This is a genomic window from Silvania sp., from assembly GCF_051656365.1.
GTDB lineage: Bacteria > Pseudomonadota > Gammaproteobacteria > Enterobacterales > Enterobacteriaceae > Enterobacter > Enterobacter hatchlandensis.
In genome coordinates this window covers 14,323-39,768 of the sequence record NZ_JBOGBT010000059.1, presented here as the reverse complement: position 1 = coordinate 39,768, position 25,446 = coordinate 14,323, and the positions used below count along the sequence as shown (strand labels likewise).

Sequence of the window (25,446 nt, the reverse complement as noted above, 5' to 3'; positions counted from 1 at the left end):
GGCGTGCCGGAATCGATCGCCAGCTTCTCCGCCTCATTTGGCGCGACCATTGGTCAGAACGGCTGTGCGGGTCTCTACCCGGCAATGCTGGCGGTGATGGTGGCCCCAACGGTCGGGATTAACCCGCTGGATCCAGTGTGGATTGCCACTCTGGTCGGAATTGTGACCGTGAGCTCTGCCGGGGTAGCCGGTGTGGGTGGCGGTGCGACCTTCGCAGCACTGATTGTTCTGCCTGCGCTGGGCCTGCCGGTGACGCTGGTAGCGCTGCTGATCTCCGTTGAGCCGCTGATCGACATGGGCCGTACTGCCCTGAACGTGAGTGGTTCGATGACCGCAGGTACGCTGACCAGCCAGTGGCTGAAGCAGACTGACAAAACGGTTATGGACAGCGAAGAACATGCGGATCTCGCGCACCGTTAATCGCCCATAGCAGTAAAAAAACCGCCTTCAGTGATGAAGGCGGTTTTTTATTGGCTGTTACTCATCAACCTCTTCTTCCTGGCGGACTTGCGCCGCCCAGCGCTGGGCCGACTCCGGTACGGTAAACGTCGGTGAACGGCGGAAACGCTCTCCCATCAGCACAAACGCAACATACTTGCCGCGCAGCAGCCAGACGTCACGAAACCCATCCAGCTTGGTGGCATGATCAGGTGGCGCGGGTTCTACACGGGGCCGATAACTAATAACAACACGATTTTGTTGGCGAAGAGGTTTCATAAGCGACGGGTTCACTAAAGCAAACTCAAAAATCAGTAAATTCCTATGATAGCGGATTGGACCACCAGAGTCGCGCCCTGCGTGCCTTGTACGGGGTAAGCGGCAGGAAGAAATCGGGGTCTCACCCGGCCGTCCCCCGCCATTGTTCTATAGTTATTGAGTTTTGACGCAATAACGACCGCGTTTCAGCAATGAAAACAGGAGACGAGTGCAATGTCGCAAAATGATAAGACCCATAATCCGCAGCAATCACCGGTTCATGATGATAATGAATCAAAACCCGGCCTGGACTCGCTGGCACCCGAGGATGGGTCACACCTGGCTACGCCAACCCCGACGCCTCCCGGACAGGAGCCGACGGCGCCGGGCAGCCTGAAGGCGCCGGACGTAAGTAATGAAAAGCTCACCTCGCTGGAGGATGTCCGCAAAGGCAGCGAAAACGTCCCGCTCACCACTAATCAGGGGGTGCGCATCGCCGACGATCAAAACTCGCTTCGCGCCGGATCACGCGGCCCGACCCTGCTGGAAGACTTTATCCTGCGCGAGAAGATCACCCATTTTGACCACGAGCGCATCCCGGAACGTATCGTCCACGCGCGCGGCTCGGCCGCCCACGGCTATTTTCAGCCTTATAAGAATCTGAGCGCGCTGACCAAAGCCGATTTCCTCTCCGACCCGGATAAGACCACCCCGGTTTTCGTGCGTTTTTCTACCGTACAGGGCGGTGCAGGTTCCGCCGATACGGTGCGGGACATCCGCGGGTTTGCCACCAAGTTTTATACCGAAGAGGGCATTTTTGACCTCGTCGGTAACAACACGCCAGTCTTCTTTATTCAGGATGCGCACAAGTTCCCGGATTTTGTCCATGCGGTAAAACCGGAGCCTCACTGGGCGATCCCGCAGGGCCAGAGTGCGCACGACACCTTCTGGGATTACGTCTCGCTCCAGCCGGAAACCCTGCATAACGTGATGTGGGCAATGTCTGACCGCGGCATTCCCCGCAGCTATCGCACCATGGAAGGCTTTGGCATTCACACCTTCCGGCTGATTAACGCCGACGGGAAAGCCACGTTTGTGCGTTTCCACTGGAAGCCGGTGGCAGGCAAAGCCTCGCTGGTGTGGGATGAGTCGCAGAAGCTGACCGGGCGCGACCCGGATTTCCACCGCCGCGAGCTGTGGGAGGCCATCGAAGCGGGCGATTACCCGGAGTATGAACTTGGCTTCCAGCTGATCCCGGAAGAGGACGAGTTCAAGTTTGATTTTGATATCCTCGACCCGACCAAGCTGATCCCTGAGGAGCTGGTACCGGTCCAGCTGGTGGGCAAAATGGTGCTCAACCGCAATCCGGACAACTTCTTTGCCGAGAACGAACAGGTGGCATTCCACCCAGGCCATATCGTCCCGGGGCTGGACTTCACCAACGATCCGCTGTTGCAGGGGCGCCTGTTCTCCTACACCGATACGCAAATCAGCCGCCTGGGGGGACCGAATTTCCACGAAATCCCGATTAACCGCCCTACCTGCCCGTACCATAACTTCCAGAGGGACGGGATGCACCGCATGGAGATCGACACCAATCCGGCAAACTATGAGCCGAATTCGATTAACGATAACTGGCCGCGCGAAACCCCACCCGGCCCGAAACGGGGTGGATTCGAATCGTATCAGGAGCGCGTGGAAGGGACTAAAATCCGCGAGCGCAGTCCCTCCTTCGGCGAGTACTACGCCCATCCGCGCCTGTTCTGGCAGAGCCAGACGCCCGTCGAGCAGGAGCATATTATTGGCGCGTTCAGCTTTGAATTAAGCAAAGTAGTGCGGGCCTATATTCGCGAGCGGGTGGTCGATCAGCTGGCGCATATTGATGTCACCCTCGCCCAGGGCGTGGCGGATAACTTAGGGCTCACCCTCAGCGACGAGCAGTGCAAGATTGCGCCGCCGAAAGCGGTCAACGGCGTGAAAAAAGATCCGTCGCTCAGCCTGTATGCCGTTCCCGGCGGCAGTATTAAAGGCCGGGTGGTGGCAGTGCTGCTGAACGACAGCGTCCGGGCCGCCGACGTGCTGGCGGCGCTAAAAGCGCTGAAGGCTAAAGGGGTACATGCCAAACTGCTCTACTCGCGGATGGGCGACGTGACCGCCGACGATGGCTCGGTGCTGCCGGTTGCTGCGACCTTTGCCGGATCGCCGTCGTTGACCGTAGATGCGGTGATCGTGCCGGGCGGCGACATCCAGAGTCTGCTCAGCAACGGTGATGCAGTCTATTACCTGCTGGAAGCCTACAAACACCTTAAGCCAATTGCGCTGGCTGGCGACGCCAGACAGTTCAAAACCCGGCTTAATGTGGCCGATAAAGGCGAAGAAGGGATTATCGAGGGTGATAGCGCCGATAAGGCGTTTATGGACGATCTGCTGTCACTTATTGCCGCGCACCGCGTCTGGTCGCGCAGCAGTAAAATCGCCAGCATCCCGGCGTAAAACAACCGGGTGGCGTAACCGCCACCCGGCATTTCTCTCAGAGATCCCTGAAGGTTCCCAGTCGATACCCGCGCTCGGCAATCGCATATTTCAGCGACGTCGAGGTCAGGACATCCACCTCCGCCAGCCGCGGCCAGCAGTAGGCGCTTTTGTGGATCGTGTTATCGATAAAGGCCGGATGGGCCATCACCTCCAGCGATCGCTCCCCGTTTTGAACCGAACTGTCCAGCACGCTTAAAAACAGCGCTTCGCTGATCTCATCCCCATAGAAACCGCTGCTGAAGCCCTCGGTAGAAGGCGGTAGTGTAACGTCCGTCTCACTGAGCACGCCTTCCTGGCGATCCACCCGCAGCGCAACCCCTTTCCGGCGGGCAAACTCAGCCACCAGCGGGAAGATCGCCGGGATCATATGCACGTGATGATGGCTGTCGATGTGCGTCGGCTCGCGTCCAAACAGATCGACAAAGCGATTAAACTGGCAGTCCAGCTCGCGCGCAATCTCATCCAGCGGCAGCGTGCCCTGCTCTGCCATGCTCCAGATCCATTTCCCCAGTACGCCGTCTCGGGTCAGCCCAGGCATCGGCGACAGCGGTATGCCGAGGGTCAGGACAAAGTGCATCCCGACGCCCAGCGCGGGCAGATCCCGGCTGAGCGCAACGGCATGCTCAATGGCGTCGCCATTGACCAGCGCAGTGGCCGAGGTCACGACGCCATGCCGACAGGCTTCCGCAATGCCGTAGTTTTGCCCCTTCGACAGACCAAAATCATCGGCATTGACGATCAGCAGATATTCCATAGCGATCCCTCTCAGTGCTGCTCGCTTTTCAGTTTATCGACGGTGGCCGCAAAGTTCGGCAGCCATTTTTCATGGGCCAGAATCAGCTCGCGTGCCAGCAGTTCTGCATCGCGATCGGACTGCACCAGCGGGCTGAGATTGAGCGCCAGCAGGACGTCGTTCAGTTCGCCGCTAAGCGCCGCATGGCTTGCCGCCACCTCAAAACCCTTGATGGTGTGGATCAGGCCCATGACTTTGTCATCGAAGTGGGTCAGACGCGGATGCGGCTTCGCCCCATCGCGGCCCAGAATACAGGTCATCTCAACCGCCCAGTCTGCCGGGATGTTGTCAATGTGGCCGTGGTGCGGCACGTTGACGTAATGCTCGGCCTGCTTGTCATTGTAGATGGCGTTGATCACTTCGCAGGCCGCGTCGGAGTAATACGCTCCCCCGCGCTGCTCCAGCTCTTTCGGCTTGACGTTGAGGTCCGGATTTTTATACAACTCAAACAGCTGCTTCTCAACCTTCTGTACCACCTGCGCGCGGGCGCCGCCTTTGTAGTACTCGCCCATCTCAATCGCCAGCATCTCTTTCAGCTTGAAGTAGTACAGCAGGTAGGAGCACGGCAGCAGGTTGAGCGAGCGGATCAACCCTTCACTAAACGGCAGGTCGAAGATGTTCTTCACCGAGCTGGCTTTCAGGGTGCCGCTGGCGACCCCATCCAGCAGTTCAGCAAAGCGTGACTGGCCGTTGACCAGCACGTCTTTGATAAAGACCATGTGGTTGAGGCCAAACAGGTCAATGGAGAGCTCGTCGTTGTCGGTCAGGGCCAGCACGTCGCGAATAAACATCTTCATGCCAATCGGAATATTGCACACGCCGATAAAGCGTTTGAAGCCGGTGTGGCGATAGACCGCTTCAGTCACCATCCCGGCCGGGTTGGTAAAGTTGATCACCCACGCCTGCGGGCAGATCGCCTCCACATCTTTAATGATGTCGAATATCACCGGAATGGTGCGCAGCCCTTTGAACAGGCCGCCTGCGCCGTTGGTCTCCTGACCGAGGTAGCCGTGGCTGAGGGGAATGCGCTCATCCAGTTCACGGGCTTTAAGCTGACCCACGCGCAGCTGGGTGGTGACAAAGTCAGCATCTTTAAGCGCCTCGCGGCGATCCAGCGTTTTGTGCACGGTCATTGGCACGCCCGCTTTTTTTACCATCCGCTGGCAGAGGTCAAAAATAATATCGAGTTTTTCCTGCCCTTCTTTCACATCCACCAGCCATAATTCGCTGACCGGTAATTCATGATAGCGTTTGAGGAACCCTTCCAGTAATTCCGGGGTATAGCTGCTTCCGCCGCCGATGGTGACCACTTTCAGTTTCTTTTGCATAATATTCTCCCTGGGGAAACCGCACATTACGTATAGCGATCCCTTCCCATGTAATAAGGGCAAGCATGAAATCGATATTCCCGGCGGCATAACCGCCGGGCGTTAATTTATAACCGTCAGGTTTTTCCGGTAGCTGTTGGGTGTAAATGAGGTCAATTTTTTGAAGGTTTTAATAAACAGGCTCGGACTGCTATAACCGGATTCATAAGCAATATCCGTCACCGAATAGTTGGTGATCTCCAGCTGTTTCTTCGCAAAATTAATCCGTATTTCATTAATAATTTGCACCGGGGTTTTCTGGTAATAACGCTGGGTGGCGCGGGTCAGGTACTCCTGCGACTTACCGGACAGCGCAACCATATTCTCCAGCGCATTTTCACCAAAGCGCAGCTTGTCGTGCATTCTTTCTACGGTAGTACGCAGCCACGAGGGGACATCGTCCGTCTCCTGTTGCTCTTCGCGATAATGGCGTAAGCGGTTGACGACGTAGAAGGTCACCGTCTCGATAAATTCATCAAACTCATTGTCGCGGAAGTTAAGCGAGGCAATAACGGTCTCTATCCAGGTCAGGAACTCGTTTTTAACGTGATACACCTGAGAAGCGACAAAGCAGAACGGCACCAGCGGGGAGTAATGGGTCTCGAAAAAGCGCTTACTGACGCCCACGTTCAGGATGCGGGTGGCGCCAAATTCGTACAGGCTCTGATGGTGTGAGCCCAGCGGAATAAAAACAAAATCGCCCCGCTCCAGCAGCACGCGCTTGCCGTTGATCTCCTGGAAATAGCGGCCGGTCAGCACAATGGTGAACTCATAGTAGTCATGCTGATGCAGACCGCTGATGCTTTCCACCTTGTTGTAGATAAACACATGAAAATTTTTACCATTGAACAACTGCAGTTCCCGGGCGGTATTGATTTCCATCGCGCTGACCTCCTGCAAAGCCTGACTTATTGAATTTTCTCGTGAAGTTCGATGAGTTCCGCCACCAGCTCACGTGCCAGCATCGAGGTCATCAGATGATCCTGCGCGTGCACCAGCACCAGGCTCACCTTCATTTTACCCTCACCTTGATCGCTTTCGATCAGTTTTGTTTGCACCAGATGCGCTTCGTTCAGCGCGGTGCGGGATTCAGCCATCATCGCTTTCGCGGCCTCGAAGTCACCCAGCTTGGCCTTTTTCAGAGCGGCATACGCCAGGCTGCGCGCCTGACCCGAGTTAATAATAAGACCCATCACCACTTCTTCCAGGTCGTTTTCGACAACGTCTTCTGCTACAGCATTTTCTAAATCAAACATCTCTTTCACTCCTGTGATGGCGCAGGTTGCCCTGCGCCGGGTGATATCAGAATTTCAGGGCCAGGGCGATCTCTTCTTCGCTCTGCTCTTCGTCAATCGTGGTCTGCGCTTTGTTGGCGATAACCACGAACGGCATGTACAGCAGGGTGGCTACGCCAAGGTTGAACATCGCCACCAGGAAGGCCGCTACGCTGCCGTTGGTGTTAAAGAAGGCGCCCAGACCGGCAGGCATTGTCCACGGGGCAATGTTGGTCACCGGTGGAATAATCCCCAGATAGTAGGCCGTCAGGGTAATGGCGGCCAGCAGCGGCTGCACCAGTACGAACGGGATAAACATCACCGGGTTCATGATAATCGGCAGGCCGAACAGGATGGGCTCGTTAATCTGGAAGATGCCTGACGGCAATGCCAGCTTCGCTACCTGACGGTGATCGGCACGACGGGAGGTGATAAACACCGCAATGATCAGGCCCAGCGTCGCCCCGGTACCACCCAGGAAGATGTAGGAGTCCAGCATCGGTTTCGCCCAGACGTGGAAGGTTTTACCCGCCGCCAGCGCCGCATCCACGGAGCCGTACTGCTGATAAAGTGCCACGTTTTCCAGCGCCCACGGGGTCATGATGCCGCTGTCCAGCGCGGCCAGCGCCAGAGAACCGTGTACACCAAAGAACCACAGCAGGGAGGTGAAGATAACGTATGCCCAGCCCACTACGCCGCCCATCGCCGCCAGCGGCGTGGAGATGGTGTCCATAATGATCTGGTGGAAGTTGGTGCCCCAATGCGACAGCGCCCAGGCCACAATCCCCATAATAGAGAGGATGATAAAGCCGGGGATCAACGCCGAGAACGAGCGTGACACCGACTCAGGTACGCTGTCAGGTAAGCGAATCACCCAATTGCGGCGAACAATGAAGGTAAACATCTCCGCCACGACCAGACCAATGACAATACCTGAGATAATGTTCGCCCCACCCAACCAGTTCGCCCCTACCGCGTAGGCTTCACCCACGCTGTACGGCGTTACGGTCATAAAGGCAGCGACGGATAATAAACCGGCAGCCAGCGAGTCAACTTTACGCTCATCCGCCAGTGCCATCCCTATAAAGAAAGGGGCCATCAGCGACATAATACCCAGTGTACCGTTGTACACATTGCCGCCGATAGCCTTGAAACCATTTAGCGTTTCAATAGTCGAGGGATCTAAACGGATACCTAATGAGTAGAAAAAAGAACCATCACCGAAGCTCAGAAAAACGTTATTGATTAAAACGAACATTGCCCCCGCCAGGGTTAACGGCATAACCTTAATAAAACCGTTTTTAATAGCGTTGACATGCGGTTGCTTTCCTATTTTAACTGCAAAAGGAAGGAGTACCTTTTCAAGTGCACCAATGAATCCACTCATAGAATAATACCCTTAAATGCCGCAATAATATTGCGGCGTAAGTGTGTGTGAAATAGCTCTTTGACGGGAAAAATAAAAATAAATTAATTAGCAGCTTTTTTAATAGCCGCGACAGCAGCTTTAAGAACACCTAAACCATCAATTTTGCCGTACAGCGCAGAATCGATCACTTCAACCGGTTTATTCGGTAACAAACGCTGGATCTCAGGCAGCATATAGGCGATTTGCGGCCCCAGCAGAATCACATCGGCGCTGGTTCCTTTTTCGCCTGCCAGCGTTTCAGGAAATGCTTCAATCACAACGGGTACTTCGTATTTTTCAGCCTGCGCACGCATCTTTGACACCAGCAGTGACGTTGACATGCCCGCCGAGCAGAACAGATAGATATGTTTCTTTTCCATAGCGACTTCCCTCTTATATGCTCACCGCTTTCGCCGCGATACCAGCACGTTAACCGTGTCGGATTCATCGCTGGCGTATCTGATGGATTCAGTATACGGCAACCGATTTACCACGGATAATCTCTGACGATTTACAATTGTCTCTCATTGACCTGCGGTTATGACTCCCTTCACATTTTAGGCAAATAATTCGCGCAAAGAAATAAGATTAGGGGCGACGTAAAAAAACCGGCCAGGTGGCCGGTTTGTTTGTATGCTCAGGAAAGCGTGTTATCAGGCTTTTGGCGCCTGCGGATCCGTATCGTACTCCGCACAGGTCTGATAGCCCGAGTTAATCACGTGGCCTGTATCATCAAGGGCCACAAAGTAAGTTTGTGCTTTACCATCCCGTTGACCGAGGATGTAAGTCTGACAGGTGCCGCGAGCGTGAACCATCGTCACTTCAGATGATGGTTTACCGGCAACCTGCATCACCTGGGCCCGGCTCATGCCTTTTTTAACGTCTTTGACGACGGGCTCTTTAAACTGATCGGTAGTACGATCGTAAGCGGTACACCCCGCCAGCAAAGTCAATACTGCCGCTGCACCCAACATTCCTGCTATATTCTTGTTCATAAACCGTCCTCTTGTTTTTCAGCGTGTTAAGTAAGCCTGGAATAGAAAATCACTTTTTTCAACTCCAGGCGTAACGGCGCAGGTTTTTCGGAAAATTCTAATCAAACAAAGATAAGCGGCTGAATCGACGGATTTCGCCTCACATAAAAATGTGATCCTTGTCGTTTCAGACCTGACGGGTTAGCTTTAACAGAACATTCATCAGGCAAATTTGCGTAAGTAAATGGAGGGGCTTAATGGCTCTGCAACAAGAGATTATTCAGGCGCTGGGTGTCAAACCCACCATCAATGCGGAAGAAGAGATCCGCCGCAGCGTCGATTTTTTGAAGTCCTATCTTCAAACCTACCCGTTTCTGAAATCCCTGATCCTCGGTATCAGCGGCGGCCAGGACTCCACCCTCGCCGGAAAGCTCTGCCAGCTGGCCATCACCGAGCTGCGTGAAGAGACCGGCAATGATGCGCTGCAGTTTATCGCCGTTCGCCTCCCCTACGGCGTGCAGGCCGACGAACAGGACTGCCAGGACGCTATCGGTTTTATTCAGCCAGATCGAGTGCTGACGGTCAATATCAAGAGTGCGGTCCTGGCCAGCGAGCAGGCGTTACGCGATGCGGGCATTGAGCTGAGTGATTTTGTGCGCGGCAACGAAAAAGCCCGCGAACGAATGAAAGCCCAGTACAGCATCGCCGGGATGACCAGCGGCGTGGTGGTTGGGACCGACCATGCGGCAGAAGCGCTGACCGGCTTCTTTACCAAGTACGGCGACGGCGGCACCGACATTAATCCGCTGTTCCGTCTGAACAAGCGTCAGGGTAAACAGCTGCTGGCCGCGCTGGGCTGTCCGGAGCATCTGTATAAGAAAGCGCCTACAGCCGATCTTGAAGACGATCGCCCTTCCCTGCCTGATGAAGCTGCGCTGGGGGTAACCTATGAAAACATTGATGATTATCTGGAAGGCAAAGTGCTGGATGAAGGCACCGGACGCATTATTGAAGGCTGGTATCTGAAAACCGAGCATAAACGTCGCCCACCCATTACGGTGTTCGACGATTTCTGGAAACGTTAATTTGACCGGGGCGACATCCGTCGCCTCTTTTTTAACCATCCCACAGCTGCTACACTGTATGCCTGAACAGTATCAGGAGTACGTTGTGAGCAGGCGTCAATCGGCACCGCGGCTTGAATTTGAAGCCGCCGCCATCTATGAATACCCCGAACATCTACGACCGTGGCTTGAAGCGCTGCCCAAACAGCCCGGCGTTTACTTTTTTCATGGTGACAGCGACGCCATGCCGCTGTACATCGGTAAAAGCGTCAATATTCGCAGCCGGGTACTCTCGCATCTGCGCACCCCGGACGAGGCCGCCATGCTGCGCCAGTCCCGGCGCATCAGCTGGACGCAAACCGCCGGTGAGCTGGGTGCATTACTGCTGGAAGCCCGCTTAATTAAGGAGCAGCAGCCGCTGTTCAATAAGCGTTTGCGCCGCAACCGCCAGCTCTGCTCATTGCACATCAGCGAGGGTAAACCGCAGGTGGTGTATGCCCGCGAGGTGGACTTTTCGCACACCGCTAACCTGTTTGGCCTTTTCGCCAACCGCCGGGCGGCGCTGCAAACCCTGCAGGCGCTGGCCGACGAGCGTCAGCTCTGCTATGGCCTGCTGGGACTGGAGTCGGTAAGTCGGGGCCGGGCCTGCTTCCGGTCAGCCCTGAAGCGCTGTGCCGGGGCCTGCTGCGGGAAAGAGAGCGTTGAAGATCATCAGCAACGTTTAGTTGAAGGGCTGCAGGCGATTGGCATTACCTGCTGGCCGTGGGACAGCGCCGTGGCGCTGAAAGAGTCGCGCGCAGAGATGACCCATTTTCATATCATCCATAACTGGCTGTGGCTCGGCGCGGTAGAGTCCCTGGACCAGGCGGCGGAATTGCTCCGCACACCTTCTGGTTTTGACCAGGACGGCTATAAAATTCTCTGCAAGCCGCTGCTCACGGGTCACTACGACATTATCCCGCTCAGTGACCTGGCAGCCAAACGATCTCGCTGAACAACAGTTCGCCTTCCTCTTTCAGCAGCCGCAGCGTATGTTCACCTTCGTGCCAGTAAGCGCCCTGGTCGGCGGTGAGCAGCTTTTCACCCAGCTGCCACGCGCCGCTCAGGACAAACACCACGCCACCGCGCGAGGCAAACGTCGTAAAGGTGCGGTCCGCCACCCGGACCTTCGCCCGACAGCGATCCCGGCGGGTCATGATATTCAGATCCATCGACATCCGACCTTCTGTCAGCTGCGCTTTCACCGGCAGGTCACCGGCAAAGCTGAAGGGCTGATGACGCCTGAGCGTATGGTTAAAAGCGTGCCCGCCGTCCAGACTGACTTCTCCCCCTTCCAGCAGAGTGATCACCCGGTCAACGCCGGGAAATGTCGCAAACTCGCCGTTGCTGGCGATGGACGCAATACTGGCACGCCAGTTAAAGTCCCGGGTAGCAGGAGGAAAACAACATATTTCTCGCGTCTCGCCTGCACCGTTGCGCCAGAGGTTGACCGGCATTTTGCGAATATCAAAGAACTCCATTATTACTCCTGAAGGACGCAACACGCGCCAGAGCGGCTCGCGCAGGGCGAGTCGCTTTTCGATTGTTATCATTAGGTCACTACAGATGCATTATCGGCAGGTGTGCAGAAAGGCCTTAGTATGATGACGAATAAAAATCGCTAACGTCATAACTATTAAACACATTCAGAAAACCGACTACAGGAGAATACCGCGCTGGCGGCGGCTGACAAGAGGGGTGCAAAGAAAAAACCGCCGGACCTGTCCACAGCGATTTCGCTTTCGTGAACAGGATCCGGCGGTCTTAAATGTTTAACGGCTTATTCAGCAGGTGCGTCCATTTTACCGTCCGGCGCATGACGTTCTGTCAGACGCTTCTCAAAATTGGCATTAAACTGCTTTTTCTGCTCAGGGGTCAGAATGTTGTAAATCTTATTCTGGGTTTCCATGTGCGCCAGCATGCGGGTTTTATGCTGCTCGGCCATCTTCTCGACCTGCGCCTGGGCTTTCGCTTTATCGAAGCTGTCGCTGGCAACAATGTCATGCATTGCGCGGCGCTCTTCCAGCGGCGGACGTTTCATCTGGTCGCGCTGGGCTTTCATGATGTCGCGAACCTGCTGTTTCTGCGCATCGGTCAGGTTCAGGTCTTTAAACATCATGTCGTGATGCATACCCGGCTTACCTTTGTGATGCATTGTTTTACTTTCGGTCGGTGCGGCGGTGGTCGTGGTGGCGGTATCTGCGGCGAACGCCGCGCTGGTAGCGCCCAGAGCCAGGGTAGAGGCAACAAACAGTGCAGTTAATTTACGCATAATTTTGTCCTTCCTTTCAGTTATTCTTCGGCGCTATGCCGTGTTGACGGGATTAACTTTACGGGGTTTATCGTCAATAAGTCAGAGCAACGGTAAAACAATGAAAGTGTAAAAAACACTTTATCGCCAAATATGGAGAAAATAAGGAAAAAGCGTGGAGAGTTGCAACAAAAATATTCAAGACAATGATTTTAAAGAGATTATGAAGAAGTATACCGGCAAGACGATTAATAATAAAGCAAACCACCAGGAATAATCTGCAATAAAACGATAGACGCAAGAAATGGTTGGCAAAATAAACAACCCCGGCCGTTACGCTTACCGGGGTCGAATAATCAAAAGATGACTTTTTCCAGCATCAGCCCGGCTCGCAGGCCAAACGCAACGCCGGGGTTAGGAAACAGGACATACTCCGTCTGCTTTTGCACTTCATAGCGATCTTCACCGTCTTCCGCCAGCAGTACGCCCTGGCGAAACGGGGTGAAGTTCAGCGTATGGGCCGCCATATGCAGGCGAAAGGCCTCGCTACGCCGGGTGATCTGCTGCACCACCCGATAGCGCTCGACGGTTCCGGTGTGCGCCTGCGGTGCTTCCCCGCCCAGCAGCGCACGCAGCGCCTGGTGTGTGGCGGCAAAGCGCGTCAGGTCGTTATGACCAAACGGCAGCGCTTTTCCCAGCTCCAGGGTACAGGCCAGCGCACCAAAGCGTTCGCAGCAAAAATGCGTGAACGTCCCGCCCGGCGCCTGGTGGAACACCAGCGCCTCCAGCCCGGCATCTCCCAGCCACTGCAAAAACGGCTCATCCCACGGTTGGCTGCGCTGCGGCAGTACACCAAAGCGCTCATGGTATGAGGCGCGGATCGCGGTATGCAGATCGAGATGCCAACGCTCATCGCTGACCTGCTGATAAAACGCCGTGACGGTCTCTTCCAGCAACGTAGCCCGCGCTGTCTCCGCGCAGGCCGGGAACTGTGCCCCGCGCCCGCCGAACAGGCGATTGAGATCGCAGGTCAGGTAGCGTTTGTTGGCCGCCAGCGCCGGGGGGTTGCCGAGGATAATCAGCACCCGACAGCGCAGGGTCAGCTCGCCGCGAAACAGCGCCCCGACCAACCGATCAACGATCTCAACCGGGGCGGTTTCATTGCCGTGGATCCCGGTGGAGAGCACCAGTGAACGTGTGCTCGCCACCTCCGGGGCCAGTTCCAGCACACCCGCTGCATGCCAGTGCCACTGAAATGAAGGGCCTGCGCCTTCGCGCTGGACCGGTGTCGCCTCCGCCAGGGTCAGCGCCAGTAAGTTTTCCATCGCGCCTCCTTTATTGCTGGAACGGGTAGACCGATCCCAGCTGCAGGATCCGGGTCAGGTGATCCAGTGCCTCGCGTCCTTCGCGCAGCAGCTGCGGATCGATCAGATCGGCCTGGGTCAGGCGATCGCGATAGTAACGATCCACCCAATCGTTCAGCGCAGTAAACAGGGTATCGTTCATCATCACCGCCGGGTTCACCGCCCGCTGCTCTTCTGCTGTCAGCACCACGCGCAGACGCAGGCACGCCGGGCCGCCGCCGTTTGCCATACTCTCGCGCAGATCGAACACCCGCAGCTCGCTGATTGGGTTATCGTCCGCCACCAGCCCGCTGAGATAGCGCCAGACACCCGGGTGATCCTGCGACTCCTGCGGCAAGACCAGCATCATGCTGCCGTCGTCCCGACTCAGCAGCTGGCTGTTAAACAGATAGGTTGCCACCGCGTCGTCAACCGAAACCGCCCCGGTTGGTACCTGGATGGGGGTAAAGCCGGGCACCCGCACGGCCAGCGTCTGGAACAACGCCTGCTGGCCTACGAACGCCTGCTCATGGCAAAACAGCACCTGGCGGTTCGACACAGCGATGACGTCGTTATGAAACACGCCTTTATCGATCACCTGCGGGTTCTGCTGGGCAAACAGGATCTGCCCCGGATTAACCTGATTAAGCCGCGCAACCGCCTGGCTCGCAGCCAGAGTCTGGCGTGCCGGATAGCGGGCCGGTGCGGCATGAACCCCTTCATCACGGCCATACACAAACAGCTGCAGGCCCGGCTCGCCGTAGTCCCCACCGAGGCGGTTATGGTTGGCGGCACCTTCGTCGCCGAACATCGCCACCTGCGGGAGGGCGGTATGTACGCTAAAGCGACGCTCATCGCGGAAAATCGCCCGCAGCACCTGTTCGGTGGTCACTGCTTCGCTGGCACGGTGAAATTTGTTATTCAGGTTGGCGACCGTCAGATGCACTTTGCCATCCAGCGTATCGGCCGAGGGCGCCACGGTCGCGGCATTCGCCACCCACATCGACGAGGCCGAACTGGCGGCGGAGAGCAGCTGCGGCACCTGCGTTCCGGCTTTTTCCACCACCTGCTCGTCAGTGCCGGTAAAACCCAGCTGGCGCAGCACGCCGACGTTAGGTCGCTCCTGCGGCGGGATCACCGCCTGAGGAAAGCCCGCATCCGCCAGCGCCTTCATTTTTAACAGACCCTGTTTCGCCGCCAGCTTCGGGTTAGAAACCTGAAAACGGTGTCTGGTGGAGGCCTCATTACCAAACGACAGTCCGGCATAGTGGTGCGTTAACCCCACCAGCCCGTCAAAGTTCACTTCACGCGCTTTCATGGCGCTTCCCCCGTACGCAATCGAGGCCCGGACTCAGCTGTTCCGGCAGCACAATGGCCGGGGTTTCAAGGCTCGCCATCGGCCAGGCACAGTAGTCCGCCGCATACAAGGCGCTGGCGCGATGGTTACCGGATGCGCCTACGCCACCAAACGGTGCCGTGCTGGCCGCACCGGTCAGCGGTTTGTTCCAGTTAACGATCCCGGCCCGCGCTTCCAGCAGCAGCTGGTCGAAGCGCTCACGATCTGGCGAAATCAACCCGCACGACAGGCCGTAGCGGGTGCCGTTAGCCATCGCAATGGCCTGCTCAAAATCGTCATAGCGCCAGACACAGAGCAGCGGGCCAAAGGTCTCTTCGTCCGGTATGTCATCCACGTCGGTCATCTCCACAATCCCCGGGGTCAGCAGCGAGGTACCTGCTTTCACCAGACGCGGATCGAGCAGCGACTGGCCACCGCGGGCCACATGCTCGCGCCAGACGTGATAGACATTTTTTGCCGCCTGCTCTGAAATCAGTCCGCCGATAAACGGCTGATCGCTGTCATCCCATGCGCCAGGCAGCAGATGGGCACTTACCTCGACCAGCCGGGCGAGAAACGCATCGCCCTCTGCGCCGCGCTTCACCAGCAGGCGACGCGCGCAGGTGCAGCGCTGTCCGGCGGTAATAAATGCCGACTGAATCGTCAGATGCACCGCCGCATCGATGTCGGCCGGATCGTCAACAATCAGCGCATTATTGCCGCCCATCTCCAGCGCCAGAATTTTTTCTGGCTGACCGGCCAGCTGGCGATGCAGCTGATACCCGGTCCCGGCACTGCCGGTAAACAGCAGCCCGTCGATATCGGCCAACGCACTCAGCGCCTGCCCGGTTTCGCGCCCGCCCTGCAGCAGATTGAGGACGCCCGGCGGCAGCCCGGCCTGCTCCCACAGTTTCACCACCGCCTCACCGCTCCACGGCGTCAGCTCACTCGGTTTGAATATCACCGTGTTGCCCGCCAACAGCGCCGGCACGATGTGGCCGTTCGGCAGATGGCCGGGGAAGTTATACGGCCCGAAGACCGCCAGCACGCCGTGCGGGCGATGGCGCAGGGTGGCCGCACCGTCGGCCATCTCGGTATGCTGCTCGCCGGTACGGGTGTGATACGCCTTTACTGAAATGGCGATTTTATTGATCATCGCCGTGATTTCAGTTGCGGCCTCCCAGCGGGGTTTGCCGGTTTCCCGGGCGATAATGGCGGTCAGCTCCTGCTTGTTGGCCTCCAGTAGGGCAGCAAATTTCTCCACAACCGTCTGACGAGCGGTAAACGGCAGTCGGGCCCAGCCCGGGAACGCGCTGCGTGCCGCGCGACAGGCCTGTTCAACCTGCGCGGGACTGGCGTCCGCCCCTTGCCAGAGCACCTCCAGCCCTACCGGATTGTGTTTAGTCCGCGCCTCACCTTCGCCCGTTACCCAGTCACCGTTAATCCATAAGTTCATACCGTTTTCTCCTCGGGGCACAGGCGTACCATGCGAATACGATCGCCTGCGCTGCATTTCAGGGCATCCAGTTGCGCGGGGGTCAGCACCAGACGTTCACAATCAGGGTCCACGCGGATCAGCGTGGCGCGGAAATGGTCATACTGTTCATTGGCGACCAGGCAGGCTGGCCATTCGCCCGGGGCGGGCTGGCCTTCAGCCACCTCCACCAGACGGCTTTTGCGGATCGCCCGCACCCGGTCGATATCGCACTCCAGCGTTGGGCCGCCGTCGAAAATGTCGACATAGTTGCGATAGCGAAAGCCCTCTTTCTCAAGCACTGCGCGCGCCGGGGCGGTTTGCGGATGGACTTCGCCAATGACCGCCTGCGCTTCCTCGCTCAGAAAGTGGGTATAGATCGGGTGTTTGGGCATCAGTTCGGCAATAAAGGCTTTCTGTCCGGTGCCACATAGATAGTCGGCGTGGCTGAACTCCATCGAGAAGAAGCGCTCTCCGAGGCTTTCCCAGAACGGGGAGAAGCCGGTTTCGTCAATTACGCCGCGCATCTCGGCCACCACTTTGTCGTTAAAGCGATCGCGAAAAGCGGCCATAAAGAGAAAGCGGGATTTCGACAGCAGGTAGCCGTTGCCCTCTTTACGCCACTCCGGGTCAAGAAACAGGGTGCAGAGCTCGCTGCTGCCGGTGTGATCGTTACTGAGAAACAGGGTCGGCAGCGCGTTATAGACGTTCAGCTCTTTCGAGGCGTGCACCAGGGTACCGACGCGGTAGTTGTACCAGGGATCGTTAAGCCCCACCGCCACTTCGATGGCGCAGATCCCCGCCACGGTGCCGGTGTCGGACTCTTCTAACACAAACACATAACCTTGTTCGCCTTTCGGCAGCGTCCCTTGCCAGGTTTGCAGGGCGCGCTCAATGCGCGCTGAAAGCGTCTGTTCATCGACGGGAAGCGAGGTCAGCCCGCCTCCTGTTTTACCAGCAAGCTGCATGAGAGCGTGAAGATCCCCGCGCTCAACGGGACGGATGACCATCATGATGACACCCCGGATTTCACCTGTTCGCAGGCCAGCGCAAAGCGATCTAACCCGGTCTGAACCTCTTCTTCGCTTACGATCAGCGCAGGCGCAAACCGCACCACGTTAGCCCCGGCGATCAATACCATCACGCCCGCTTTTGCCGCTTCCTGTGAAATAAGTTTAGCTTTTCCGGCGAATTCGTCCGTAAGAACGCAGCCAATCAGCAGGCCCAGACCGCGAATTTCTTTGAACAGGCCGGTTTTGCTGTTGATAGCATCCAGACGCTCGACAAACCAGTCATGGCGCTGCTTCACGCCGTTAAGCACTTCCGGGGTGTTGATGATATCCAGCACCTGACCTGCGACCGCCGACGCCAGCGGGTTGCCGCCGTAGGTGGTGCCGTGGGTGCCGACGGTCATTACCCGAGCGAATTTGTCGGTGGTCAGCATCGCCCCCACCGGGAAGCCGCCGCCGAGCGCTTTGGCGGTAGAGAGCACGTCCGGGGTCACGCCGTAGTGCATATAGGCGTACAGCTCGCCGGTGCGCCCCACGCCGGTTTGCACTTCATCAAAAATCAGCACCGCGTTGTGGCGATCGCACAGCTCGCGCAGCCCCTGCAGGAAGGTAATATCAGCCGGCAGCACGCCGCCCTCGCCCTGCATTGGCTCGACGATCACCGCGCAGGTGGTGTCGTCAATCAACTCGCTGGCGGACTGCAAATCGTTATATACCGCATGGCGAATATCCGGCGGCAGCGGGGCAAAGTCCTGCGAATAAGCAGGCTGACCGCCTGCGCTGACGGTAAACAGCGTGCGGCCGTGGAAGGCATTCTTGAAGGCGACAATCCCGCTCTTCTGGATGCCAAAGTTGTCATGGGCGTACTTACGCGCCAGCTTCAGCGCCGCTTCGTTGGCTTCGGCCCCGGAGTTACAGAAGAACACTTTTTCGGCAAAGGTGGCGTCAATCAGGCGTTTCGCCAGGCGCAGGACCGGCTCGTTGGTGAAGCCGTTACCGGTATGCCAGAACTTCGCTGCCTGGTCATTCAGCGCCTGACGCAGCGCCGGATGGGCATGGCCCAGCGCGTTGACCGCAATTCCCCCTGCAAAGTCGATGTACTCTTTACCCTGCTGATCCCACAGGCGTGAGCCCTCTCCCCGAACCGGAATAAAAGCCGCCGGGGCGTAAACCGGCATCATCCATTCATCAAAGTTTTCACGCGTAATTGACAGAGACATAGCGACCTCATCCGGGTAAACAAAAGGTTGATTAAATGTTAAATATTTATGTGTTTGCGCTGTAAATGTAGATTGCAGCGATCGTGCCAGCCAGCGGAAAAAATGCATAAACGAGGTGTGGAGCAGAAATATCAATAGGTTACTACATGGAGTTATTCACTGTTATTGCATAAAAAGTGAATATTTTTGCAGCAAGCGCGGCTTTACCGGAGGAAAAACAGAAATATTATTCAGAAGCCAAATATAATTCTGGAATTGTGATCGCTCGCGAAATTTGTGGACCCTTTACGCGCCATCGCAGGGCATCACGCGCCAGAACGGTGCAAAAATTGCACTGTCGGCGAAAACTGTCGCAGTAATTGGCGATTCCCGCGTGAGCGCGGCAGTCAGTCAGGCGAAATTCTGCTACCATCCTTGCACTATTCACCTTGCACCGGCAGCGACTATGAAATTTGTCTCTTTTAATATCAACGGCCTGCGCGCCCGTCCTCACCAACTGCAAGCCATCGTCGAGCAACATCAGCCCGATGTGATTGGCCTGCAGGAGACAAAAGTACACGACGATATGTTCCCTCTCGAAGAGGTGGCAAAGCTCGGTTACAACGTCTTTTACCACGGCCAGAAAGGCCATTACGGCGTGGCCCTGCTGACCAAAGAGACGCCGGTCTCCGTACGTCGTGGATTTCCGGGTGATAACGAAGAGTCCCAGCGCCGCATCATCATGGCGGAAATCCCCTCACCGCTGGGGAACATCACCGTTATCAATGGTTACTTCCCGCAGGGCGAAAGCCGTGACCACCCGCTGAAGTTCCCGGCAAAAGAGAAGTTTTATCAGGATCTGCAGTCGTTCCTCGAAACCGAGCTGAAAAAAGAGAACCCGGTGCTGATCATGGGCGACATGAACATCAGCCATACCGATCTGGATATCGGCATCGGCGAAGACAGCCGCAAACGCTGGCTGCGCACAGGGAAATGCTCCTTCCTGCCGGAAGAGCGCGAGTGGATGGCACGTCTGCTGGACTGGGGTCTGGTGGATACCTTCCGCCACGCCAACCCACAGACGCTGGACCGCTTCTCGTGGTTTGATTACCGCTCCAAAGGCTTTAATGACAACCGCGGCCTGCGTATTGACCTGCTGCTGGCAAGCCCGGTGCTGGCCGAACGCTGCATCGAAACCGGGATCGACTATGAGATCCGCAGCATGGAAAAACCGTCCGATCACGCCCCGGTGTGGGCCAAATTCAGCGTGTAATGGATGACCGCGAACGGCCGTAAAATCACCCTCCTGTGCGCCCTTCTGGGCGCATTTGTCATTATCGTTACGCAATTACCGCCCGGCGCACTGACGTTGGGATCCCTGCAGGCGCACCATCAGGCGTTGCTGGATTATTGCCAGCAGTCACCGCTGCTAAGCGCGGCCCTCTTTTTCGTCGCCTACGTGCTGGTGACCGCCCTGTCCGTACCGGGTGCGGCGGTATTCACCCTGCTCGGCGGGGCGCTGTTCGGCCTTTGGCCAGGGATCCTGCTGGTGTCGTTCGCCTCTACGCTTGGGGCGACGCTGGCGATGCTGACCAGCCGCTACCTGCTGCGCGACTGGGTCCAACGCCGCTTTGCCGGGCCGATGCGTACCGTCAATGATGGGGTAGCGCACAGCGGGGCGTTTTATCTGTTTGCCCTGCGCCTGATGCCGCTGTTTCCGTTCTTCCTGGTGAACCTGCTGGCAGGCGTCACCACCCTGGGGGTGCGCCGCTACTGGTGGGTCAGTCAGGCAGGAATGCTGCCCGGTGCCATTGTCTATCTTAATGCCGGACACCAGTTGGGGCAGATTGCCTCACTGCGTGATATCCTCTCGCCCGGCGTGGTTTTTGCCTTTACGGTGCTGGGATTGCTGCCGCTCGTTACCCGCTGGCTGTTCGCCCGCTTTTCCCGACCTTCTCCATAACAGGGGGCATAATGCGCCGTGTGCGTTTTTGCATGTTACTGACCGGTCTGCTGCTTGCAGGCCCAGCGCTGGCTGATGACAGCTGGCAACAAATCAAAGAAGACGCCCGCGGGCAGACCGTCTGGTTTAACGCCTGGGGCGGCGATGCCGCGGTGAATCGCTACCTTGACTGGGTCAGCGGCGAGATGAAAAGCCACTACGCCATCACCCTGAAAATTGTCCGTCTGGCGGATGCCGCCGATGCGGTGAAGCGCATCCAGACCGAGGCCAGTGCCGGACGAAAAGCCAACGGCTCTGTCGACCTGCTCTGGGTGAACGGGGAAAACTTCCGCACCCTGAAAAGCGCCGGGCTGTTACAGACCGGCTGGGCGCAGACGCTCCCCAACTGGCGCTATGTCGACACGACTAAACCGGTCACGGAGGATTTTGCCATTCCGACCGAGGGGGCAGAATCCCCGTGGGGCAGCGCGCAGCTCACCTTTATCGCCACCCGCCAGCAATTGCCTGAACCGCTGGCAGACCCTCAGGCGCTGCTCGAGTATGCCCGCCAGCACCCCGGCACCGTAACCTACCCGCGCCCGCCCGATTTTACCGGTACCGCATTTCTGCAGCAGATCCTGCTGACGCAAACCACCCGGCCCGACGCCCTGAAGCAGCCGCCGAACAGCGCCACCTTCGCAGCCGTAACGGCCCCGCTGTGGGCGTATCTGGATAAACTGCACCCGCATCTGTGGCGCAACGGTAAAGATTTCCCTCCATCGCCCGCGCGGATGGATGCCCTGCTGGCCGCCGGAAGCCTGAACCTCTCCATCACCTTTAACCCGGCCCACGCCCGGCAAAAAGTCAGCAGCAAAGAGCTGCCGTCGGACAGCTACAGCTTTGGTTTTCAGCAAGGAATGATTGGCAACGTCCATTTTGTGACGATTCCGGCCAATGCCTCCGCTACTGCGGGCGCGAAAGTGGTCGCAAACTTTTTACTCTCGCCGCAGGCGCAGATCCGCAAGGCGGATCCGGCCAACTGGGGGGATCCGAGCGTGCTTGCGCCAGATGCCTTGCCCGCTGCGGAAGCCACCGCGCTGCGTCAGTTGATCCCAACCGGGTTACCTACCACCCTGGGCGAACCGCATGCCGCCTGGGTGAATGCACTGGAGCAGGAATGGCTGCGCCGCTACGGCACCCACTAAGCTGGCTTGCCTGGCTGCTGCTGATAGCCGTCTATCTGCCGCTGCTGCCCGCCCTCGCCCTGCTGCTGCCACCGGTCTTTTCGGTGGACAACTGGCGGGCGCTGGCTACGGACAGCCAGCTTGTGCAGGCGCTTATCGCCACCCTGGTCTCGACGCTCATCGCCGCCGCCGGAGCGTTAATGCTGGCGCTGGCGGTGGTTGCCGACCTGTGGCCCGGCATCCGCTGGCGGCGACTGTGCTCCCAGTTGCCGTGGCTGCTGGCGATCCCCCACGTGGCCTTTGCGGTGAGCGTGCTGCTGATGTTTGCCGAAGGCGGCGCCCTGTACCGCGTCTGCACCTTCTGCTCGCCGATGATGGATCCCTACGGCGTCGGGCTGGGACTGACGCTCGCAGTGAAAGAGAGCGCCTTTGTGATCTGGGCGATTTACGCCTCGCTGCCGGAAAAAGAGCTGGCACAGAAAGTCACCGTGCTGCGATCGCTGGGCTATGGCCGCTGGCAGGCGCTGCGCTGGCTGATCCTGCCCGCCATTGCCCCGGCCCTCGGGGCGGTAATGCTGGCAACGATCGCCTGGTCGCTGTCGGTGGTGGATGTGGCCCTCATCCTCGGCCCGGGCAACCCGCCCACGCTGGCGGTGCTGGCCTGGCAGTGGCTCTCGCAGGGCGATACCGGCCAGCAGGCCAAAGGGTTGCTGCTGTGCGTGATCCTGCTGGTGCTGCTGGAAATCATCGCCGTCGCGCTGTTTGTCGGCTGGCGGCGCTGGAGGCGCACAATCCCGGCCGTTTCGGGGGTGCGTTCGGCCCCGCGTCCGCTGATGACGGGGCGCGTCTGCGGCCTGCTGCTGCCGCTCATTGGGCTGCTCAGCGTGGTGGTGCTGGCCGTTGTGGCAAGGGAGAGCACGTTTTCCAGCACTAACGCCGCAACCAGCCTGGCGCTGGGATTGTGCTCTGCCGCTATTGCGTTGGGGGTCATTCTGCTGTGGCTGGAGTGGGGACCGCAGCGCGGGGCGCTGTGGGTCTGGATGCCGCTGGCGCTGCCCGCCCTGCCGCTGGTGGCCGGGCAGTATCAGCTGGCGCTGGCGTTGCAGCTCGACGGGCAGTTTATTGCCGTGCTGTGGGGGCATCTACTGTGGGTGCTGCCGTGGATGCTGCTGGTAATGCAGCCGGCGTGGCGCAGGCTCGATCCGCGTCTGATCCTCATCGCCCGCACGCTCGGCTGGGGATCGAGTAAAATCTTCTGGCTGGTTAAATGCCCGCAGATGCTCCGCCCGGCCCTCACCGCGTTTGCGGTCGGGTTTTCGGTCAGCATGGCGCAGTATCTGCCCACCTTGTGGCTGGGCAGCGGACGGGTGACCACGTTTACCACCGAGGCCGTGGCGCTCAGCAGCGGAGGCAGCAGCGCGGTACTGGCAGCGCAGGCGCTGTGGCAACTGCTGTTGCCCGCGCTGGTCTTCGCCGCCTGCGTGGCTTTATCCCGGCTGATTGGCCGCTTCCGACAGGGGTTACGTTAATGCTGATGGTCACCGATTTTTCGCTTTCTCTGGGCCAGACCACGCTACTGAAGAAGGTCAGTTTTACCGTGCAGCCCGGCGAAATCCTCACCCTGATGGGCCCGTCCGGCAGCGGCAAATCGTCGCTGTTCGCCTGGATGGCCGGGGCGCTGCCCGGCGATTTTCGCGCCGAGGGGGAGCTGTGGATCAACGCCCGGCGCTGCGACAGCCTGCCGACGGAACAGCGCGGGCTGGGTCTGCTGTTTCAGGATCCGTTACTGTTCGAGCACTTCAGCGTCGGGCAAAATTTACTGCTGGCGCTGCCGGCGGCGATCAAAGGCCACGCGCGCAAAGCGCAGGTGCGTGATGCACTCGATGCCGCCGAGCTGGAGGGCTTTTTTCACCGCGATCCCGCCACCCTCTCCGGGGGGCAGCGTGCCAGAGTCAGCCTGCTGCGCGCCCTGCTGGCCCAGCCGCAGGCGCTGCTGCTCGATGAGCCCTTTAGCCGACTGGATCAACACCTGCGGGCGCAGTTTCGCCGCTGGGTGTTTGCCGAAGTGCGCGCCCGCGGGATCCCCGTGGTGCAGGTGACGCACGACGAGGCCGACGTTCCCGTCGACGGTTGCGTCCTGCCAATCGCAAACTGGCAATGAATCGTGCTGCAACCTGCGCCAACGCAACGTTTTCTGTTGCACAGGTTGCCACAATCAGCGCTCTTTTCTTTCCGTACGGGCATTTCGATGAAACGTGTTTCTCAACTGACCGCGCTGACCGCCGCTTTAGGTCTCGCCTCTTTTTGTTCTTTTGCCGCTGACATGGCGCATTCCCTGACCCTCGCACAGCTGCAACAGCAGCAGGGCGCAGTTATCGATACCCGCGCCAGCGCCTTTTATAACGGCTGGCCGCAGGCGCTGAACGGTCCTTCCGGGCATGAACCCGCGGCTCTGAATCTCTCCGCCAGCTGGCTTGGCGCGATGAATGATACCCAGCTGAAAACCTGGGCGACCCAGCACCAGCTGACGCCAACCACTCCGGTCGCCTTATACGGCAACGAGGGGGACAATCAGGCCGTCAAAACGCGGCTGGCGCAGGCGGGCTTTACCCATGTCACGCTGCTGAGCGATGCCCTGCAAACGCCGAATCGCCTCCAGCGTCTTGTCCATTTCGAACAGCTGGTTTATCCCCAGTGGCTGCATCAACTCCAGCAGGGTAAACCGGTTTCCGCCGCCCCTGCCGGGGAGTGGAAGGTGATTGAAGCCGCCTGGGGCGCGCCTAAATTTTATCTGCTGAACCATATACCCGGCGCGGGCTATATCGACACCAATGAAGTCGAAAGCGAGCCGCTGTGGAATAAAGTCTCCGATGCGGATCTGAAAGCGATGCTGGCAAAACATGGGATCCGCCATGACACCACGGTGATTCTCTACGGACGCGACGTGTATGCCGCCGCGCGCGTGGCGCAGATTATGCTGTATGCCGGGGTGAAAGACGTGCGTCTGCTGGATGGCGGCTGGAAAGCCTGGGATGATGCGAAGCTGCCGGTTGAGCGTGGGACGGCGGACAAGGTCAAGCCAGCGCCTGACTTTGGCGCACCGATCCCGGGTCAGCCACAGCTGATGCTGGATATGGAACAGGCCCGCGGCCTGCTGCATCGCAAAGACGCGTCGCTGGTCAGCATCCGCTCGTGGCCGGAATTTACCGGCGTCACCAGCGGCTACAGCTACATCAAGCCGAAGGGTGAAATCAAAGGCGCCCGCTGGGGTCACGCGGGCAGCGACGCCACCCATATGGAAGATTTCCACAACCCGGACGGCACCATGCGCAGCGCGGCAGACATCGCCGCCATGTGGAAGCAGTGGAACATTTTGCCGGATCAGCAGGTGGCGTTTTACTGCGGTACCGGCTGGCGCGCCTCTGAAACCTTTATGTACGCCCGGGCGATGGGCTGGAAGAATGTCGGTGTCTACGACGGGGGCTGGTACGAGTGGAGCAGTCATCCGCAGAACCCGGTCTCAACCGGCGAGCGCGGGCCAGACAGCTCCCTGTAAC

General features: G+C 58.2%; 25 protein-coding genes. 10 read left to right on the top strand and 15 right to left on the bottom strand.

Going from position 1 to position 25,446, the window contains the following annotated elements:
* The coding region (locus ACRDD5_RS11700; RefSeq protein ID WP_438676847.1) for a cation:dicarboxylate symporter family transporter at nucleotides 1–420 on the top strand (420 nt) is incomplete at its 5' end.
* 57 nt (nucleotides 421–477) lie between these two features.
* Here ACRDD5_RS11700 and cedA read toward each other — a convergent pair.
* The gene (gene cedA / locus ACRDD5_RS11695) at nucleotides 478–750 is read right to left on the bottom strand and encodes a cell division activator CedA (protein ID WP_271283937.1); all 273 of its coding nucleotides are present in this window, start codon (nucleotides 748–750) and stop codon (nucleotides 478–480) included.
* Between the two features lie 180 nt (nucleotides 751–930).
* On the opposite strand from cedA, the gene katE reads away from it, so the two are divergent.
* Nucleotides 931–3,189, top strand: a complete 2,259-nt coding sequence (katE, locus tag ACRDD5_RS11690; RefSeq protein ID WP_438676846.1) for a catalase HPII — start codon at nucleotides 931–933, stop codon at nucleotides 3,187–3,189.
* Nucleotides 3,190–3,226: 37 nt separating this feature from the next.
* Here the strand turns inward: katE and chbG are convergent, their stop codons facing one another.
* The 7 genes from chbG to osmE form a co-directional block, all read right to left on the bottom strand.
* The gene (gene chbG, locus ACRDD5_RS11685) at nucleotides 3,227–3,985 is read right to left on the bottom strand and encodes a chitin disaccharide deacetylase (RefSeq protein WP_438676845.1); all 759 of its coding nucleotides are present in this window, start codon (nucleotides 3,983–3,985) and stop codon (nucleotides 3,227–3,229) included.
* An 11-nt stretch (nucleotides 3,986–3,996) separates the two neighbouring features.
* Nucleotides 3,997–5,352, bottom strand: coding sequence for a 6-phospho-beta-glucosidase (locus tag ACRDD5_RS11680; protein WP_438676844.1), 1,356 nt, complete (start codon nucleotides 5,350–5,352; stop codon nucleotides 3,997–3,999).
* Nucleotides 5,353–5,454: 102 nt separating this feature from the next.
* Complete coding sequence (gene chbR, locus ACRDD5_RS11675; RefSeq protein ID WP_438676843.1) at nucleotides 5,455–6,291, bottom strand: transcriptional regulator ChbR; 837 nt, start codon at nucleotides 6,289–6,291, stop codon at nucleotides 5,455–5,457.
* 8 nt (nucleotides 6,292–6,299) lie between these two features.
* Entirely contained in the window at nucleotides 6,300–6,647 is a 348-nt protein-coding gene (gene chbA / locus ACRDD5_RS11670) for a PTS N,N'-diacetylchitobiose transporter subunit IIA (RefSeq protein WP_438676842.1), read from the bottom strand.
* A gap of 46 nt (nucleotides 6,648–6,693) precedes the next feature.
* Nucleotides 6,694–8,052: a PTS N,N'-diacetylchitobiose transporter subunit IIC gene (chbC, locus tag ACRDD5_RS11665; RefSeq protein ID WP_271283854.1), complete on the bottom strand. Its 1,359-nt coding sequence runs from the start codon at nucleotides 8,050–8,052 to the stop codon at nucleotides 6,694–6,696.
* Nucleotides 8,053–8,135: 83 nt separating this feature from the next.
* Complete coding sequence (gene chbB / locus ACRDD5_RS11660) at nucleotides 8,136–8,453, bottom strand: PTS N,N'-diacetylchitobiose transporter subunit IIB (RefSeq protein ID WP_271283855.1); 318 nt, start codon at nucleotides 8,451–8,453, stop codon at nucleotides 8,136–8,138.
* A gap of 273 nt (nucleotides 8,454–8,726) precedes the next feature.
* Complete coding sequence (gene osmE, locus ACRDD5_RS11655; RefSeq protein ID WP_271283856.1) at nucleotides 8,727–9,068, bottom strand: osmotically-inducible lipoprotein OsmE; 342 nt, start codon at nucleotides 9,066–9,068, stop codon at nucleotides 8,727–8,729.
* Between the two features lie 236 nt (nucleotides 9,069–9,304).
* Between osmE and nadE the strand changes: the two genes are divergently transcribed.
* Both nadE and cho read left to right on the top strand, forming a co-directional pair.
* A complete protein-coding gene (gene nadE, locus ACRDD5_RS11650) occupies nucleotides 9,305–10,132 on the top strand; it encodes an ammonia-dependent NAD(+) synthetase (protein ID WP_271283857.1) in 828 nt (275 codons plus the stop codon).
* 85 nt (nucleotides 10,133–10,217) lie between these two features.
* Nucleotides 10,218–11,105, top strand: a complete 888-nt coding sequence (gene cho / locus ACRDD5_RS11645; RefSeq protein WP_271283858.1) for an excinuclease Cho — start codon at nucleotides 10,218–10,220, stop codon at nucleotides 11,103–11,105.
* Here the strand turns inward: cho and ves are convergent.
* From ves to astC, 7 genes are all read right to left on the bottom strand, one after another.
* Complete coding sequence (gene ves / locus ACRDD5_RS11640; RefSeq protein WP_271283938.1) at nucleotides 11,074–11,631, bottom strand: environmental stress-induced protein Ves; 558 nt, start codon at nucleotides 11,629–11,631, stop codon at nucleotides 11,074–11,076. The two genes, cho and ves, sit on opposite strands and share 32 nt — an antisense overlap.
* A 299-nt stretch (nucleotides 11,632–11,930) precedes the next feature.
* A complete protein-coding gene (gene spy / locus ACRDD5_RS11635; protein ID WP_271283859.1) occupies nucleotides 11,931–12,422 on the bottom strand; it encodes an ATP-independent periplasmic protein-refolding chaperone Spy in 492 nt (163 codons plus the stop codon).
* A 335-nt stretch (nucleotides 12,423–12,757) separates the two neighbouring features.
* Nucleotides 12,758–13,726, bottom strand: coding sequence for a succinylglutamate desuccinylase (astE, locus tag ACRDD5_RS11630; protein WP_438676841.1), 969 nt, complete (start codon nucleotides 13,724–13,726; stop codon nucleotides 12,758–12,760).
* Nucleotides 13,727–13,736: 10 nt separating this feature from the next.
* Complete coding sequence (gene astB, locus ACRDD5_RS11625) at nucleotides 13,737–15,062, bottom strand: N-succinylarginine dihydrolase (RefSeq protein WP_438676840.1); 1,326 nt, start codon at nucleotides 15,060–15,062, stop codon at nucleotides 13,737–13,739.
* Nucleotides 15,049–16,536: a succinylglutamate-semialdehyde dehydrogenase gene (astD, locus tag ACRDD5_RS11620; RefSeq protein WP_438676839.1), complete on the bottom strand. Its 1,488-nt coding sequence runs from the start codon at nucleotides 16,534–16,536 to the stop codon at nucleotides 15,049–15,051. Before astD ends, astB begins: the two co-directional genes overlap by 14 nt.
* On the bottom strand, nucleotides 16,533–17,567 hold the full coding sequence (gene astA, locus ACRDD5_RS11615; RefSeq protein WP_438676838.1) for an arginine N-succinyltransferase: 1,035 nt from the start codon (nucleotides 17,565–17,567) through the stop codon (nucleotides 16,533–16,535). The genes astD and astA overlap by 4 nt, the downstream gene beginning before the upstream one ends.
* On the bottom strand, nucleotides 17,564–18,784 hold the full coding sequence (gene astC / locus ACRDD5_RS11610) for a succinylornithine/acetylornithine transaminase (RefSeq protein WP_438676837.1): 1,221 nt from the start codon (nucleotides 18,782–18,784) through the stop codon (nucleotides 17,564–17,566). The genes astA and astC overlap by 4 nt, the downstream gene beginning before the upstream one ends.
* Nucleotides 18,785–19,229: 445 nt before the next feature.
* Between astC and xthA the strand changes: the two genes are divergently transcribed.
* The 6 genes from xthA (at nucleotide 19,230) to ACRDD5_RS11580 (ending at nucleotide 25,445) form a co-directional block, all read left to right on the top strand.
* Nucleotides 19,230–20,036 (top strand): exodeoxyribonuclease III, encoded by an 807-nt coding sequence (gene xthA, locus ACRDD5_RS11605; RefSeq protein ID WP_438676836.1) that lies wholly within the window; start codon nucleotides 19,230–19,232, stop codon nucleotides 20,034–20,036.
* Nucleotides 20,037–20,039: 3 nt separating this feature from the next.
* A complete protein-coding gene (locus tag ACRDD5_RS11600; RefSeq protein WP_438676835.1) occupies nucleotides 20,040–20,726 on the top strand; it encodes a TVP38/TMEM64 family protein in 687 nt (228 codons plus the stop codon).
* Between the two features lie 20 nt (nucleotides 20,727–20,746).
* Nucleotides 20,747–21,910, top strand: coding sequence for an ABC transporter substrate-binding protein (locus ACRDD5_RS11595; protein ID WP_438676848.1), 1,164 nt, complete (start codon nucleotides 20,747–20,749; stop codon nucleotides 21,908–21,910).
* Complete coding sequence (locus ACRDD5_RS11590; RefSeq protein WP_438676834.1) at nucleotides 21,883–23,418, top strand: thiamine ABC transporter permease; 1,536 nt, start codon at nucleotides 21,883–21,885, stop codon at nucleotides 23,416–23,418. Before ACRDD5_RS11595 ends, ACRDD5_RS11590 begins: the two co-directional genes overlap by 28 nt.
* On the top strand, nucleotides 23,418–24,050 hold the full coding sequence (locus tag ACRDD5_RS11585) for an ATP-binding cassette domain-containing protein (protein ID WP_438676833.1): 633 nt from the start codon (nucleotides 23,418–23,420) through the stop codon (nucleotides 24,048–24,050). Before ACRDD5_RS11590 ends, ACRDD5_RS11585 begins: the two co-directional genes overlap by 1 nt.
* A gap of 87 nt (nucleotides 24,051–24,137) precedes the next feature.
* Nucleotides 24,138–25,445: a rhodanese-like domain-containing protein gene (locus ACRDD5_RS11580; RefSeq protein WP_438676832.1), complete on the top strand. Its 1,308-nt coding sequence runs from the start codon at nucleotides 24,138–24,140 to the stop codon at nucleotides 25,443–25,445.
* The last annotated feature ends 1 nt before the right edge of the window (nucleotide 25,446 follow it).

Excerpts from the sequence above, each read along its gene's own strand:
- chbC (WP_271283854.1), bottom strand. The coding sequence starts at position 8,052 with ATGAGTGGATTCATTGGTGCACTTGAAAAGGTACTCCTTCCTTTTGCA.
- ACRDD5_RS11680 (WP_438676844.1), bottom strand. The coding sequence starts at position 5,352 with ATGCAAAAGAAACTGAAAGTGGTCACCATCGGCGGCGGAAGCAGCTAT.
- astD (WP_438676839.1), bottom strand. The coding sequence starts at position 16,536 with ATGAACTTATGGATTAACGGTGACTGGGTAACGGGCGAAGGTGAGGCG.
- ves (WP_271283938.1), bottom strand. The coding sequence starts at position 11,631 with ATGGAGTTCTTTGATATTCGCAAAATGCCGGTCAACCTCTGGCGCAAC.
- nadE (WP_271283857.1), top strand. The coding sequence starts at position 9,305 with ATGGCTCTGCAACAAGAGATTATTCAGGCGCTGGGTGTCAAACCCACC.
- astB (WP_438676840.1), bottom strand. The coding sequence starts at position 15,062 with ATGAAAGCGCGTGAAGTGAACTTTGACGGGCTGGTGGGGTTAACGCAC.
- ACRDD5_RS11590 (WP_438676834.1), top strand. The coding sequence starts at position 21,883 with ATGGCTGCGCCGCTACGGCACCCACTAAGCTGGCTTGCCTGGCTGCTG.
- chbG (WP_438676845.1), bottom strand. The coding sequence starts at position 3,985 with ATGGAATATCTGCTGATCGTCAATGCCGATGATTTTGGTCTGTCGAAG.
- chbB (WP_271283855.1), bottom strand. The coding sequence starts at position 8,453 with ATGGAAAAGAAACATATCTATCTGTTCTGCTCGGCGGGCATGTCAACG.
- astA (WP_438676838.1), bottom strand. The coding sequence starts at position 17,567 with ATGATGGTCATCCGTCCCGTTGAGCGCGGGGATCTTCACGCTCTCATG.
- osmE (WP_271283856.1), bottom strand. The coding sequence starts at position 9,068 with ATGAACAAGAATATAGCAGGAATGTTGGGTGCAGCGGCAGTATTGACT.
- katE (WP_438676846.1), top strand. The coding sequence starts at position 931 with ATGTCGCAAAATGATAAGACCCATAATCCGCAGCAATCACCGGTTCAT.
- ACRDD5_RS11585 (WP_438676833.1), top strand. The coding sequence starts at position 23,418 with ATGCTGATGGTCACCGATTTTTCGCTTTCTCTGGGCCAGACCACGCTA.
- astC (WP_438676837.1), bottom strand. The coding sequence starts at position 18,784 with ATGTCTCTGTCAATTACGCGTGAAAACTTTGATGAATGGATGATGCCG.
- spy (WP_271283859.1), bottom strand. The coding sequence starts at position 12,422 with ATGCGTAAATTAACTGCACTGTTTGTTGCCTCTACCCTGGCTCTGGGC.
- ACRDD5_RS11580 (WP_438676832.1), top strand. The coding sequence starts at position 24,138 with ATGAAACGTGTTTCTCAACTGACCGCGCTGACCGCCGCTTTAGGTCTC.
- chbA (WP_438676842.1), bottom strand. The coding sequence starts at position 6,647 with ATGTTTGATTTAGAAAATGCTGTAGCAGAAGACGTTGTCGAAAACGAC.
- xthA (WP_438676836.1), top strand. The coding sequence starts at position 19,230 with ATGAAATTTGTCTCTTTTAATATCAACGGCCTGCGCGCCCGTCCTCAC.
- ACRDD5_RS11600 (WP_438676835.1), top strand. The coding sequence starts at position 20,040 with ATGACCGCGAACGGCCGTAAAATCACCCTCCTGTGCGCCCTTCTGGGC.
- astE (WP_438676841.1), bottom strand. The coding sequence starts at position 13,726 with ATGGAAAACTTACTGGCGCTGACCCTGGCGGAGGCGACACCGGTCCAG.